Source organism: Acrocarpospora macrocephala, from assembly GCF_009687865.1.
Lineage (GTDB): Bacteria > Actinomycetota > Actinomycetes > Streptosporangiales > Streptosporangiaceae > Acrocarpospora > Acrocarpospora macrocephala.
This window is the reverse complement of the sequence record NZ_BLAE01000041.1, coordinates 88,830-102,249: the sequence shown is the minus strand read 5'-3', so window position 1 is coordinate 102,249 and position 13,420 is coordinate 88,830. Positions and strand designations below refer to the sequence as shown.

At 68.6% G+C, this 13,420-nt stretch carries 12 protein-coding genes; 8 read left to right on the top strand and 4 right to left on the bottom strand.

Annotated elements, in window-relative coordinates:
* The 8 genes from Amac_RS53935 to Amac_RS32855 form a co-directional block, all read left to right on the top strand.
* On the top strand, window positions 1–358 hold a 358-nt coding region (locus Amac_RS53935; protein WP_218041431.1), incomplete at its 5' end, for an HNH endonuclease signature motif containing protein.
* A 234-nt stretch (window positions 359–592) separates the two neighbouring features.
* Entirely contained in the window at window positions 593–847 is a 255-nt protein-coding gene (locus Amac_RS32885) for a hypothetical protein (protein ID WP_155358315.1), read from the top strand.
* Between the two features lie 310 nt (window positions 848–1,157).
* A complete protein-coding gene (locus Amac_RS32880) occupies window positions 1,158–2,312 on the top strand; it encodes an alpha/beta fold hydrolase (protein WP_155358314.1) in 1,155 nt (384 codons plus the stop codon).
* A gap of 255 nt (window positions 2,313–2,567) precedes the next feature.
* Window positions 2,568–3,113: an EXLDI protein gene (locus Amac_RS32875; RefSeq protein ID WP_155358313.1), complete on the top strand. Its 546-nt coding sequence runs from the start codon at window positions 2,568–2,570 to the stop codon at window positions 3,111–3,113.
* 67 nt (window positions 3,114–3,180) lie between these two features.
* Window positions 3,181–3,723 (top strand): DUF1707 SHOCT-like domain-containing protein, encoded by a 543-nt coding sequence (locus tag Amac_RS32870; protein WP_155358312.1) that lies wholly within the window; start codon window positions 3,181–3,183, stop codon window positions 3,721–3,723.
* Window positions 3,724–3,796: 73 nt separating this feature from the next.
* Window positions 3,797–4,756 (top strand): ATP-binding cassette domain-containing protein, encoded by a 960-nt coding sequence (locus tag Amac_RS32865; RefSeq protein ID WP_155358311.1) that lies wholly within the window; start codon window positions 3,797–3,799, stop codon window positions 4,754–4,756.
* Window positions 4,753–5,556, top strand: coding sequence for an ABC transporter permease (locus Amac_RS32860; protein ID WP_155358310.1), 804 nt, complete (start codon window positions 4,753–4,755; stop codon window positions 5,554–5,556). Before Amac_RS32865 ends, Amac_RS32860 begins: the two co-directional genes overlap by 4 nt.
* A gap of 116 nt (window positions 5,557–5,672) precedes the next feature.
* Window positions 5,673–6,320 (top strand): class I SAM-dependent methyltransferase, encoded by a 648-nt coding sequence (locus tag Amac_RS32855; protein WP_170322779.1) that lies wholly within the window; start codon window positions 5,673–5,675, stop codon window positions 6,318–6,320.
* On the opposite strand, the gene Amac_RS32850 is transcribed toward Amac_RS32855, so the two are convergent.
* The 4 genes from Amac_RS32850 to kdpB form a co-directional block, all read right to left on the bottom strand.
* The gene (locus Amac_RS32850) at window positions 6,321–8,111 is read right to left on the bottom strand and encodes an APC family permease (RefSeq protein WP_155358308.1); all 1,791 of its coding nucleotides are present in this window, start codon (window positions 8,109–8,111) and stop codon (window positions 6,321–6,323) included.
* A gap of 441 nt (window positions 8,112–8,552) precedes the next feature.
* Window positions 8,553–11,108 (bottom strand): DUF4118 domain-containing protein, encoded by a 2,556-nt coding sequence (locus tag Amac_RS32845; RefSeq protein WP_155358307.1) that lies wholly within the window; start codon window positions 11,106–11,108, stop codon window positions 8,553–8,555.
* Between the two features lie 5 nt (window positions 11,109–11,113).
* Window positions 11,114–11,971 carry a potassium-transporting ATPase subunit C gene (locus Amac_RS32840; protein ID WP_155358306.1) on the bottom strand — a complete coding sequence of 286 codons (858 nt, stop codon included), beginning with the start codon at window positions 11,969–11,971 and terminating at the stop codon, window positions 11,114–11,116.
* Window positions 11,971–13,420 (bottom strand): potassium-transporting ATPase subunit KdpB (gene kdpB, locus Amac_RS32835; RefSeq protein ID WP_155358320.1); only part of this gene is annotated, 1,450 nt, incomplete at its 5' end. The genes kdpB and Amac_RS32840, both read right to left, overlap by 1 nt.

Here is a 13,420-nt window from a genome sequence, read left to right as displayed (position 1 = left end):
GGCCCGGACTTCACGACTGGTTCGCCTGGTGGTCGACGCCCAGGGCCAGGTCTTGGACATGGGCCGCGCGGTTCGCCTGGCCACGCCCGCGCAGCGGCGGGCCGTCCTGGCCCGCTACGCCACCTGCTACCGCGAGGGCTGCCCCATCCCGGCCGACATGGCCGAAATCGACCATGTCAAGGGCTGGGCCGAGGGCGGCACCACCGACCTGGACCTTCTCGCCCCCGCCTGCACCTGGCACAACCGCGACAAAGCAACCCACCCCGACCGCTACCGCACCCGCCGCAACCACGACGGCACCTGGACCCTCCTCTACCACGGCAAGAGAAACCGCTTCGCCGGACGGTTCCGACGCTGAACCGGACCGGCACGAGAGCGTCACCTACCCAGGCCGGGAACCCACGGGGTTGAGGGAGTTCTCCGATCCTGAGACAGCGCGTGAAGGGTCGATCCTGGCCGCCATGCGTAGCCACGCGATCGGCGCGCCACCATGCGTGGCTACGCGATCGGCGTTCTACGCCTGCTGAACTAGTCCGTCAGCATCACTGCACACCTGTTCCAGGAAGAGGCGCGCAAGCAGGCTGACGCCCGGGTGACGGTCGTGGGCCGCCAGGTGTTCGCCCAGGAGATCGCCTCCCCCGGTGGCGAACTGGACTGGCGACGCGGTGACTGGGACGCCTTGATATACAGCCCGATCGATATACAGCCCGATCGAGGTTCCCTCCCGGATCGTCGCCGCCTGCACGGCTACCTCGATAGATTCAGCCTCGCATTCGGCTGCTTCGACTTTGCCCTGGAAGCGACCGGTGACAGCGCCGACCCATACCGGTGGATCTTCATCGAGTGAACGACGACACGGCCCTGTTCGTTGCTCAGCACGCCGTTCCGCAGGCGCAACATGGCTGGGCCGAGGACATCCTGACGTTGCTCGATGTAGCACCGGAGCGCAGGCCGACATCAGACCGGATCCCGATGGCGGCTGGATCGTCCATCAGCACGGGCCGCTACGGCTGTGGGAGGCGGTGGAGGACACCATCCACACCTGGCAGGAAGCGGGCTCCCCGCATCAGTCAGCATTCGGCCTGACGGTCACACCCTGATGGCCAGCGCGTATAGCTCGGTGAACCGGATGGACAGAGCTGGCCGCTGCCTGTCTGATGGAAAGCCAGCGCACATCCCACGACAAATGGGTTTGGCCCCCTGTTTTGTCGAGATCCACTGATCGAGCAAGACGAAACATCCAGTCGCCTGGTAAAGCGAAGGAGCGCCCTTTTGTGAGCCCCACAAGAATCTCCCGCCTTGTCAAGGCCGGAGCATGGATGCTGGGAACAACCGCCACGCTGAGCGCCGCGTCCCAGATTCTTGGGGAACGGCAGGATATGCGCCGATTTCCACCCCCAGGAAAGCTCGTCGATGTGAATGGCCGCCGCCTTCATGTGTGGTGCGAAGGCGATCGTGGTCCGACCGTCGTGGTCGCGACCGGCATCGGTTCCAACTGCTTGGAATGGGTGAGAATCCAGCGACAGCTTGTCCCCGATCACCGGGTGGTCCTGTACGACCGTGGCGGCCTCGGCTGGTCGGAGTGGGTTCCAGGTCGCCGCTCGTCCGTGGAACTAGCCGAGGAGTTGCACGCCACCCTTGAGGCTGCCGATATCCCCGGCCCCTACGTTCTGGTCGGCCATTCGCTCGGCGGGTCGATCAACCGGATCTACGCGGCGCGCCACCCGGACAATGTCGCCGGACTGGTCCTCATCGATGCCAGCCACGAACTGTCCTTCGAGAAGATCGTGAAAGAGTTCGGCTGGAGAATGGGCGACTTCGACCGATGGCGGCGAGCGCTGACCCGCTATGTTCTCCGCCCGCGCGGGATCGAGCGGGCCCGCGTGCAGGCGCTGGGTCATCGCCATCACCATGACGATGCCGCCCTGACCGTACCCGCCGAGTGGGTCGAGGCCGCCGTGGCGCTGACCTTGAGTTCTCGGCGGCGTCGCGCCGTCGTGGCCGAACTCCTCCAGAACGGCTCATCGGCCAAGAAGGATTTGGCTGCCGAGCGGCGCAGTTTCGGCGACCTGCCGCTGACGGTCATCACCAGGAGCGTGACCTCGGTCGACACCTACTTCGGCTTCCGTGATCCGGAGTTCGCGCGCAGGTGGATGAAGATCTGGATGCCGCTCCAGGAAGATCTTGCCACGCTGTCGGACAACAGTCGGCATGTCATCGCCAGCAATGCGGCCCACTACGTGCACGTGGACGAGCCGGACCTGGTGGCCTCGGCGATCATCGACATGTGCGAGGCAGTCCGGAAATCTTGACCGGGCGAGTGCGTCTTCGGGCCGGTGCTCGCCCTGGGCAGCAGCATTCCGGTCAGCCCCTACGTCACCACCATCTCCTTTCGGACTGTCGAGGCCGTTTCCGGTACGCGCTCGCGGCGCTGGGCCTAGGTGCTCGGCGGGCTCTCCGACTACGGGGCCGCCGACGACGTGCCGCTGGACGCCTGCGCTGATGGGGAAGGCATTGCGATGCTCTTGTCTTATACGTAGACTCATACGTACAAGAGGAGGGTGGTCATGCCGAATAAGACGATCTACGTGTCCGAAGACGATCTGAAGCTCTTTCAGCGAGCTCAGGAGCTCTCCGGAGGGAATCTTTCTCAGGCGATCTCCACGGCGTTGCGGCGCTACATCGAGATGGAGGAGGGGCGCAAGGAAGGCTACGACGAGATCATCGTGCAGGTGGGGCAGGGTGTCGGGCGCAAGCAGCGGTTCTCCGGTGTGCTTCTCGGGGAGTGGGGGCGCACCACGGGGAGCCGGGTCGAGATGTTCCGCGTCTACCGGTCCCGGACAGGTAAGTATGTCCTGCATGTGGACCGCTCTCCCGACTGGACGGACAGCGCGACCTCGGGATCCGAGAACTGGATGGAGGGGCTCTTCTCCCGTGGCGCATGGAAGACGTATCTCGGCCTGGCCGACTCAAGCTGGGGTTTCGTTCAGGGGGAATCCACGCTTGAGGTAGTGGAATCCTTCGAGGACCTGCGCGGGAAGGTTCCGGACGAGTTCTACGACCTGATCGCCGACGTGGCAACGCGTCCCGCCGTGGAGGACCTTGACATCTGATTCATCCCGATGAACGACTGAACGGCAATCGGTCGTTCAGTCGGCCGCCGGATAAAGGAGAAGAATTATGCCGATAGAGCCGGGGGTGCGCGTCTCCGATGACGATCGGGACAAGACCGTTCAGCGACTTCAACAGGCGTTCGCCGCGGGCCTGATCACCCCCGAGGAGATGGACGATCGGCTCGAACTGGCTTTCACGGCCAGGTCCCACGGTGATCTGGCACCAGCGGTCGCCGACCTGCCCGGCGAGCCCGTGGACGAGGTGGTCGAGCTGAACTCCACGGGCGGGCGCGTCAAGCGCGCCGGTGACTGGCTGGTCCCGCGACGGCTGCGGATCACCTCCGAGTACGGCGGCGCGCACCTCGACCTTTCCCAGGCCGTGATCGAGCACTCAGTGATCGAGATCGAACTCCAGCTCGCGTACGGCTCCGCGACGATCATCCTCCCACCCGGCGCGACCGCGAACGCCGACGCCGTGGTGACCAGATGGGGCAGCACCACCTGCAAGGTGCCGGGACGTCCCAGCCCCGGCAATCCCCACGTCCGGGTCACCGGCGAGCTGGGCTACGGCCACGTGAAGATCCGCTACGCGCGCAAACGCTTCAGCTAACCCTCGCCCGATAACCACAAACCGGACGATCAACCGACCGTCCGCCATGCCGTCATGCCCACAGGAGAAGCTCATGCCCCCCGCCATCATGGCCGAAGGCCTGGTCAAGAAGTACGGCGACGTGATCGCCCTCGACGGGATGAACCTTTCGGTCCCCGAAGGGACGGTGTTCGGCCTGCTCGGCCCCAACGGCGCCGGAAAAACCACGACCGTACGAATCCTGACCACCCTTCTCAAACCCGACGCCGGCCATGCCACCGTCGCCGGCTTCGACGTCGTCGCCGACGCGCACCGCCTGCGCTCCCACATCGGCGCCTCCGGCCAGTACGCCGCCGTCGACGACCACCTCACCGGCGCCGAGAACCTGGAAATGGTCGGACGCCTCTACCACCTCGGCACAAAACCCAGCAAACAACGCGCACGTGAGCTACTCGAACGCTTCGATCTGACCGAGGCCGCCGACCGCCCGGTGCAGGGCTATTCCGGCGGCATGCGCCGCCGCCTCGACCTCGCCGCGGCCCTGGTCGCCAACCCGCCGGTGCTGTTCCTCGACGAGCCCACCACCGGCCTGGACCCAAGGGCGCGCGCCGGCCTGTGGGACACCATCTCCGAACTCGTCGCCACCGGCACCACGGTGCTGCTCACCACCCAGTACATGGAGGAGGCCGACCGCCTCGCCGACCGGATCGCGGTGGTCGACCACGGCCACGTGATCGCGCTCGGCACCGCCGACGAGCTCAAGGACCAGATCGGCGGCGACCGGATCGAGCTGACCGTGACGAACCCGGCAGACCTGGAGACGGTACGGCGGACGCTGGCGCCCCTCGCCGTAGGAGACATGCGGACCGATGCCCTCCACGTGACGATCCCGGTGACCAGCGGCGCGGCGTCGCTCACCAGCGCGCTGGGCACGCTGGCCGCCGAACGTGTCACGGTACGCGACGCCAGCCTGCGGCGACCGACCCTGGACGAGGTGTTCCTGACCCTCACCGGCCACCAGACAACCGACAGCCCGAAGGAGCACGACCGATGAACACCCTCCAGATGGCGATCGCCGACAGCGTGACGATCACCAAGCGCAACGCATTGAAGATCAAGCGTGCCCCCGACCTGCTCGGCGGCGCGGTCATCCTCCCGATCGTGTTCGTGCTGCTGTTCGCCTACATCTTCGGCAGCATGATCGAGGTGCCCGGCGTCTCCTACCGCGAGTACATGGTCCCCGGGGTCTTCGTCGTGGCGATCGTCTCCAGCGCGCAGATCACCGGCTACACCCTGACCCTGGACCTGCGGAAAGGCATCTTCGACCGGTTCCGCACCCTGCCGATGGCACCCTCGGCGGTGCTGACCGGCCAGACTCTCAGCGACCTGCTCATGAACCTCACCAGCATCGTCGTGATGGCCGTGGTGGGTCTGATCGTCGGCTGGCGGATCCACACCACACCACACGAGGCCGTCATGGGCTTCCTGCTGCTGTTGCTCTTCGCCTATGCGTTCTCCTGGGTGACCGCGACGGTCGCGCTGGCCCTGCGCACGCCCGAGGTGTTCAACAACATCGCCACCCTCGTGTCGATGCCACTGATGTTCCTGTCCAACGTGTTCGTCGACAGCGCCCGGCTGCCCGGCCCGCTGAAGGCCGTCGCCGAGTGGAATCCCGTCTCCACGATCGTCCAGGCGGCGCGCGACCTGTTCGGCAATGCCATTCCCGCCACGGCCGTCTCGGGCGCCTGGCCGCTCCAGCACGCGGTGCTGGTGTCGCTGCTCTGGTCGGTGCTGATCCTGATCGTGTTCGTCCCCCTGGCCACCCGGCTGTACCAGAAGACGGTCAGTCGCTGACCGCCGTCAAGAACGCGTACGGATTTTCGCCCAACCCGTAGAAGTCTCATATGGATTGTTCCAGCCATTCCGACGCCGCCCGAAAGTGGAACTCCCGACGGAGGAGGAACAAGGCGGTGCTCGCGTTCAATGAACCCCCGGATACCAGCGGCAAGTTGGGGCGTGGGATGGAGCAGTTCCACCATCCGCGGCCGGTGCGTGTCGGGGGCCGGGGCAGCTCGCGCCCGACGGAGCAACGGGATCGCCTGCTGAGCGGCCTCGCGGGTTCGGTGCTGGAGATCGGCGCCGGCGACGGGGTCAAGCTCACCTGCTATCCCCGCGAGGTCGAGGAGATCACGCTCGTCGAGCCGGACCCGTTCCTGCGTGCCGCGGCCCGGCTCGCCGCGGCCAGCGTCGCGACCGGCGTACAGATCCTTAACGGCGACCTGACCCGGTTGCCGGTGCCTGACGGGTCGTGCGACGCCGTGGTCTGCTCACTGATCCTGTGTTGCGCGCCTCGCCTGGAGACGACATTGGCCGAGGTGAGGCGCGTGCTCCGGCCCGATGGTGAGCTGCGGTTCTACGAGCACCAGCCGTCGCCGAAGCCGATCGCCGTGCTGGCCGAGCGCGTGGCGTCCCCGCTCTGGTCGCGCGTCTGCGGCGGCTGCCACCTCGCCCGCGACACCGTGGCCGCCATCGAGCGCACCGGATTCACCATCGAGCGCCTCGACCGCTTCCCCCTCCACCGCATGTCCCACGCCCTCGGAACCGCCAGGCCCGCATAGTCAGACCCGGAAGCGCATCCGGCACACCACCACGTCGGTACGGCGCCGCAGCGCGCGAGCCAGCACCGCCCCCCGCTGGTTCTGCAACAGTCGCTGCCAGGCATGTTCCGGCTCGACCTCCGGGATCAGCACGAATACGTGAGCCTCGGGAACCCGGCTGATGTAGTCGACGAGGGGTTCGTCCAGGCGCCGGTGGGCGTCGAAGAGCTGGACCAGTTCGACGTCGGGCTGCCAGCGCTCCCAGGCTTCGACGAACCGGCGGGCGTCCTGCTCATCCTCGGGGTGGGTGACGTTGACCGCCACCACCCGGTCGCCGAGGGACAGCGCGGCGGCCAGGGCCTCGCACGTCAGCCGGTTGACCCCCTGCACGGGAACCACCACCAGGGACCGCCGGGACCGGGGTGGAACCGGCGTCCTGCCCAATTCCAGACGCCGCCCGATACGCGCGTAGGACCGGTTGACCCGCTCCATCACCAGCACCATCAGCGGCAACGTGACCACGATCAGCCAGCCGCCCTCGGTGAACTTGGAGATGGTGACGACGATCGCGGCCAGAAAGGTCAGCAAAGCGCCGAAGCCGTTGAGCGCGGCGCGCCACCGCCAGCCCGCCGGGCGGGCCGTCACCCAGTGCTTGACCATTCCGCCTTGGGACAGCGTGAAGCCGACGAAGACGCCGATCGCGAACAGCGGTACCAGCAGGTTCATGTCGCCCCGCGCGAGGACCAGCAGCGCGGCCGAGGTGACGGTGAGGAAGGCGATGCCGTACCGGTGCACGTGCCGGTCGGCGCGCAGAGCGAAGAAGTGCGGCAGGTTGTTGTCGGCGGCCAGCAGCTGGGCCAGCACCGGCAATCCGCCGAAGGAGGTGTTGGCCGCCAGCGCGAGCAAGATCACGGTGGAGAACTGGACCAGGTAGAACAGCGGTCCGTCACCGAGGGAGGCCTGGGTCACCTGCGCCAGGACCGTGACGCCGTCCACCGGCGCGATCGCGAACTTCTCGATCAGCGCGGCGATCCCGACCAGCATGACCGCCAGCAGCGCCCCGAGCGCAACCTCGGCCCGCTGGGCCCGCTTCACCCGCGGCTTCCGGAAGGAGGGTACGGCGTTGGCGATGGCCTCAACTCCGGTGAGCGAGGCGCAGCCGTTGGCGAATGCCTTGAGCAGCAGCAGAACCCCGACAGTCTGCAACCCCGTCACCTGCGCGTGGGTCACCACAGCGGGCCCGGTGCGAACCAGACCCGCGACGATCACCAGCAGGATCGCGCCGACATAGACCGCCGTCGGCACGATGAAAGCGCGGGCACTGCCCGCGATCCCGCGCAAATTGACCCCCGTAACCAGGGCCAGAACCGCCAGACAGATCCACACCGTGTACGGCAACAACCCCGGAAACGCCGAAGTAAGCGCCGCCACCCCAGCGGCCACCGACACCGCCACATTGAGCACATAATCGACGATCAAGCTGGCCCCGGCCACCAGCCCGGCCCGCCGGCCAAGATGGGTCTTGGCCACGCCATAAGCGCCACCCCCCTCGGGGAAGGCGGCGATGACCTGCCGGTAGGAGAAGGTCAGCACCGCCAGCAGCGCGGCGATGGTGAGCGTGACCGGAATGGCGAACCCCAGACCGGCCCCGCCCGCCACGGCCAGCACCAGCACGATCGCCTCGGGCCCGTAAGCCACCGAGGCCATCGCGTCCAGCGACAGCGCGGCCAGGCCGCCGAGCACGCTCAGCCGGTGCCTGTCCCGGGTATCCGGGGGCTCCTTGGCCGCAGGGGTGGTAAGCACCGCGGACATCAAGTCCTCCTATGAGGGTAGATGTCGTGATCTCGCCGGGCGGGTTGCTGACCGGCTCGTACACTTTGGGGGTAGATGTTCCTATCGTCACCCCAGGTCAGCCCTGTCACCGCGCTCCCTACGACACCCATACGGTGAGACCCGGAATCCCTACGCCTTCTTGACGGCGTGCGCTCGCGTCTAAAGCGGCAGCGTAACGATCATGGTGAGACTGCCCCCGGTGTCTCCTCGGGGAGCAGGTGCCGCCTTACGCCTTCTTGACGGCATGCGCTCGCGACGAGAGCGGCAGCGTGAGGATCATGGTGAGACCGCCTCCCGGCGTCTCCTCGGGAGCAGGTGCCGCCCTACGCCCCCTTGACAGCATGCGCTCGCGACGAGAGCGGCAGCGTGAGGATCATGGTGAGACCGCCTCCCGGCGTCTCCTCGGGAGCAGGTGCCGCCCTACGCCCTCTTGACAGCATGCGCTCGCGACGAGAGCGGCAGCGTGAGGATCATGGTGAGGCCGCCTCCCGGGGTCTCCTCGGGGAGCAGGGTGCCGCCCATGGCCTCCGCGAGCCCCCGGGAGAGGGCGAGGCCGAGGCCGACACCCGTGTGGTTGTCGCGGTCGCCGAGCCGCTGGAACGGCATGAAGACCCGCTCGTGCGCCTCGGGCGGGATGCCGGGGCCCCGGTCGATGATCCGGATCTCCGCCTGGTCGACGTGCCAGCTCGCGGTGATCAGGACTTTCAGGTCCGGAGGGCTGTAGCGGACGGCGTTGGACATCAGGTTGGCCAGGATGCGTTCGAGCAGGGCCGGGTCGGCGACGATGTCGGGGAACTCGGCGGAGATCTCGCCCTCGACGCGGTCCCGGAGCGGCCCTAGATCGTCGATCGCCCGGGGCAGGACGTCGGCCAGGGAGACAGGTTGCGGAGCCGGGCCGAGCACGCCCGACTGGAGGCGGCTCATGTCGAGCAGGTTCTCGACCAGGCGGCCCAGCTTGATCAGGGACTCGGCGGCGGTGGCGAGCAGTTCTTCCCTATCGTCGGCCGACCACGCGATACCCGTGTTGCGCAAGCTCTCGACGGCCGCCCTGGCCGAGGCGAGTGGCGTGCGCAGGTCGTGGCTGACCGCGGCCAGCAGCGCCGTACGCATCCGGTCGGCCTCGGCCAGTGGTTTGGCCTGCTCGGCCTCGTCCCGCAGCCGCTCCTGGCGCAGAGCAACGGCGACCTCGGCCGCGAAGGCCTCCAGCACCCGGCGGTCGGAGGCGTCCAGGAGCTTCCCCCGCGCGACCAGGACGAGGGTTTCGTCGATGACCACGTCGGTGTCGGCGACGGCGGGGCAGGTGCACGGCTCTCCCCCGGCCGTGGCGAGGATGCGCCACGCCTGCGGGTCGGACCGGTCGTCCGGCATCTGCCCCGCCTCGGGCCGCCGCTCCAGGACGGTGACCGAGCGGAAGCCGAAGCTCTCCCGCATCCGCGCCAGCAGGGAGGGCACCGCCGCCTCCCCGCGCAGCACGTGACCGGCCAGCGTGGACAGCAGCTCGGCCTCCGCCCCGGCCCGCGCGGCCTGCCTGGTACGGCGCGCCGCCAGATCCACGATCATGCTCACCATCACCGCGACCAGCACGAACACGACCAGGGCGAGAATGTTCTCGGGATCGGAGATCGTCCATTCGTGGATGGGCGGGGCGAAGTAGTAGTTCAGCAGCAGCGACCCGCCGACGGCGGCGGCGATGGCCGACCACATGCCGCCGATCAGGGCGACGCCGATGACCATCAGCAGGAACAGCAGCGTCTCGCTGGGCAGCGCCAGCGCGTCGCGGGACGGGATGAGCGCGGCGGCCAGCGCGGGCATTCCGGCGACGGCCATGACCCAGCCCGCCCGCCTGCGCGTGCGGGTCAGCGCCGCCCGGGACCGCGAGGGCCGCCGCCGTCCCCGCTTGGCCTCGTCATGGGTGATCATGTGGACGTCGATGGTCCCGGACATCGCGGTGGTCTCCACGCCGACGCCGCGGGACAGGATCTGGGCGAACTTCCCCCGCCGGGAGGCGCCCAGGACCAGCTGGGTGGCGTTGACGCCGCGGGCGAAGTCGAGCAGCGCCCGCGGGATGTCCTCGCCGATCACCTGGTGGTAGGTGCCGCCCATGCTCTCCACCAGCGTGCGCTGCCTGGCCAGGCTGGCCGGGTCGCCGCCGGCCAGCCCGTCGGCCCTGGTGACGTGGACGGCGAGCAGGTCGGCGCCCTTGGTCCTGGCGGCGATCCTGACCGCGCGCCGTACCAGGGTGTCGCCTTCGGGGCCGCCGGTCAGGGCGACCACGACGCGTTCGCGCGCCTCCCAGGTGGTGGCGATGCCGTGCTCGGCGCGGTAGCGGTCGAGCTGGTCGTCGACCTTTCCGGCGACCCAGAGCAGGGCGAGCTCGCGCAGGGCGGTCAGGTTTCCGACCCGGAAGTAGTTCGACAAGGCGGCGTCCACCTTCTCCGGCGCGTACACGTTGCCGTGGGCCAGCCTGCGGCGGAGCGCCTCGGGCGCCATGTCGACCAGCTCGACCTGGTCGGCCCGCCGCACCACCTCGTCCGGTACGGTCTCCCGTTGCGGGATGCCGGTGATCTGCTGGACCACGTCGTTGACCGACTCCAGGTGCTGGACGTTCACCGTGGAGACGACGTCGATCCCGGCGGCGAGGATCTCCTCGACGTCCTGCCAGCGCTTGGCGTTGCGCGAGCCGGGCACGTTGCTGTGGGCCAGCTCGTCGATGAGCGCCACCCGGGGGCGGCGGGCGATGACGGCGTCGACGTCGAGTTCGGTGAAGGTGGTCCCCCGGTGCACCATCGTCCTGCGGGGGACCACTTCCATGCCGTCCAGCAGTTCGGCGGTGCGGGGGCGGCCGTGCGTCTCGACGAGACCCACGACCACGTCCCTGCCACGCTCCAGGCCACGCAGGCCCTCGTTGAGCATCGCGAAGGTCTTGCCGACCCCCGGCGCCGCCCCCAGGTAGACCCTCAGCCGCCCGCGTGGCACGGTTGCTACCCCCGGTCCAGCGCCAGGTTGAGCTGGAGCACGTTCACGGCGGGTTCGCCCATGAAGCCGACCGCTCGGCCGGTGGTGTTCTCCTTGATGAGCGCCCGCACCCTGGCCACGTCGATTCCCCGCTCCTTGGCGACGCGGGCCGCCTGGAGCTCGGCGTACGCGGCCGAGATGTGCGGGTCCAGCCCGGAGGCGCTGGCGGTGACCGCGTCGGCGGGCACCTGGACCTCGGTGACCTCACCCCGGACCGGCACGGTACGGCCCGCCGAGTAGTCCTCCCCCGGCTTCCCGCACTCCACCGCGACGCCCTCGTACACGGCGACGAAGGGAGTGGCGGGGCACGCCTGGTTGACGCTGACCACCCGGGCGGGAGCGCCGACGGCGGGGAAGACCTTCAGCACGGCGCCGACTCCGTCCCCTGTGCAGAACGGGCGGGCCCCGGAGACGCCCTCCAGCTCGCCGACGGCCTTGGATCGCGCGCACACGGTGGTCAGCAGGCTCTGGCTGCCCTCGTCGGTGGCGCCCGGAACCGCGAGGGTGTCCACGACATCCTCGGGTCCGAGGTTGCTGGCCGCGGTGGACAGCAGGTCATACCCGTCGCCCGCCGCGGACGGCCGGCTCTGGAAGTACCGCTTGACCGGGTTTCCGTCGGCGTCGGTGAAGTTCTGGCCGATGAGCGCGCTGCCCACGGTCTTCCCGTCCTTGGTCACCAGCGAGCCGTTGGCGTTGGCGTTGAACACGGCCTGGGCCACGCCGGTGGCGGCCAGCGGATAGATGACGCCGGTCACCACGGTGAGCACGAGCAGCGCCCGTACGGCGGCGAGATGCTGGCGGAGCCAGCCGGGCAGACGTTCCATTACGACATCCCTGGAAGGAACTGGATGAGAAGGTCGATCAGCTTGATGCCGAGGAAGGGCACGACGATGCCGCCCAGACCGTAGATGTAGAGGTTGCGGCTGAGCAGCTTGGACGCGCCGCCCGGCGTGTACCGCACGCCGCGCAGGGCCAGCGGGATGAGCGCCACGATGACGATCGCGTTGAACACGACCGCGGACAGGATGGCCGACTGCGGGCTGGCCAGGCGCATGACGTTGAGCGTGTCCAGGCCCGGATAGACCGCGGCGAACATGGCCGGGATGATCGCGAAATACTTGGCGATGTCGTTGGCGATGGAGAACGTGGTCAGCGCGCCACGGGTGATGAGCAGCTGCTTGCCGATCTCGACGATCTCGATGAGCTTGGTGGGGTTGGAGTCGAGGTCGACCATGTTCCCCGCCTCCTTCGCCGCCGACGTGCCGGTGTTCATGGCCACGCCCACGTCGGCCTGCGCGAGCGCGGGGGCGTCGTTGGTGCCGTCGCCGGTCATCGCGACCAGCCGCCCGCCCTCCTGCTCGGTCCGGATCAGGGCGAGCTTGTCCTCCGGCGTGGCCTCGGCCAGGAAGTCGTCCACCCCGGCCTCGTCGGCGATGGCCTTGGCGGTCAGCGGGTTGTCCCCAGTGATCATCACCGTTCTGATGCCCATGCGGCGCATCTCGTCGAATCGTTCGCGCATGCCCTGCTTGACGACGTCCTTCAAATGGATGACGCCCAGCACGCGGGCCTTGCCGCCGGTGACCTCGCCGACCACCAGCGGGGTGCCGCCGGAGGCCGAGATGCCGTCCACCAGGTGGCCGACGCCCTCCGTGGCCTGGCCGCCGTTCTCGCGTACCCACTTCATGACCGCCGTCGCGGCGCCCTTGCGTACCTGGCGGCCGTCCATGTCGACGCCGGACATCCGGGTCTGGGCGGTGAACTGGACCCACGCGGCGTGGGCGAGCTCGCCGGGCTGGCGCTCGCGCAGGCCGTAGGCCTGTTTCGCGTACACGACGATGGAGCGGCCCTCGGGGGTCTCGTCGGCGAGGCTGGCCAGCTGGGCGGCCTCGGCCAGCTCGTCAGCGGATACCCCTTCGGCCGGGACGAACTCCGCGGCCTGCCGGTTGCCGAGCGTGATCGTGCCGGTCTTGTCCAGTAGCAGCGTGCCGACGTCGCCTGCCGCCTCGACCGCCCGCCCGCTCATGGCCAGCACGTTACGCTGCACCAGCCGGTCCATCCCGGCGATGCCGATGGCCGACAGCAGCGCGCCGATCGTGGTCGGGATCAGGCAGACGATGAGCGAGACGAGCACGATGCCGGTCACGCCGTCGCCGGTGAGCGCGATGGAGTCGGGGATCCCGGCGTTGACGTCCTTGGCGAAGATCGCCATCGGCTGCATGGTCGCCGTCGCCACCAGGAAGATGATCGTCAGCGCGGCCAGCAGGATGTTGAGG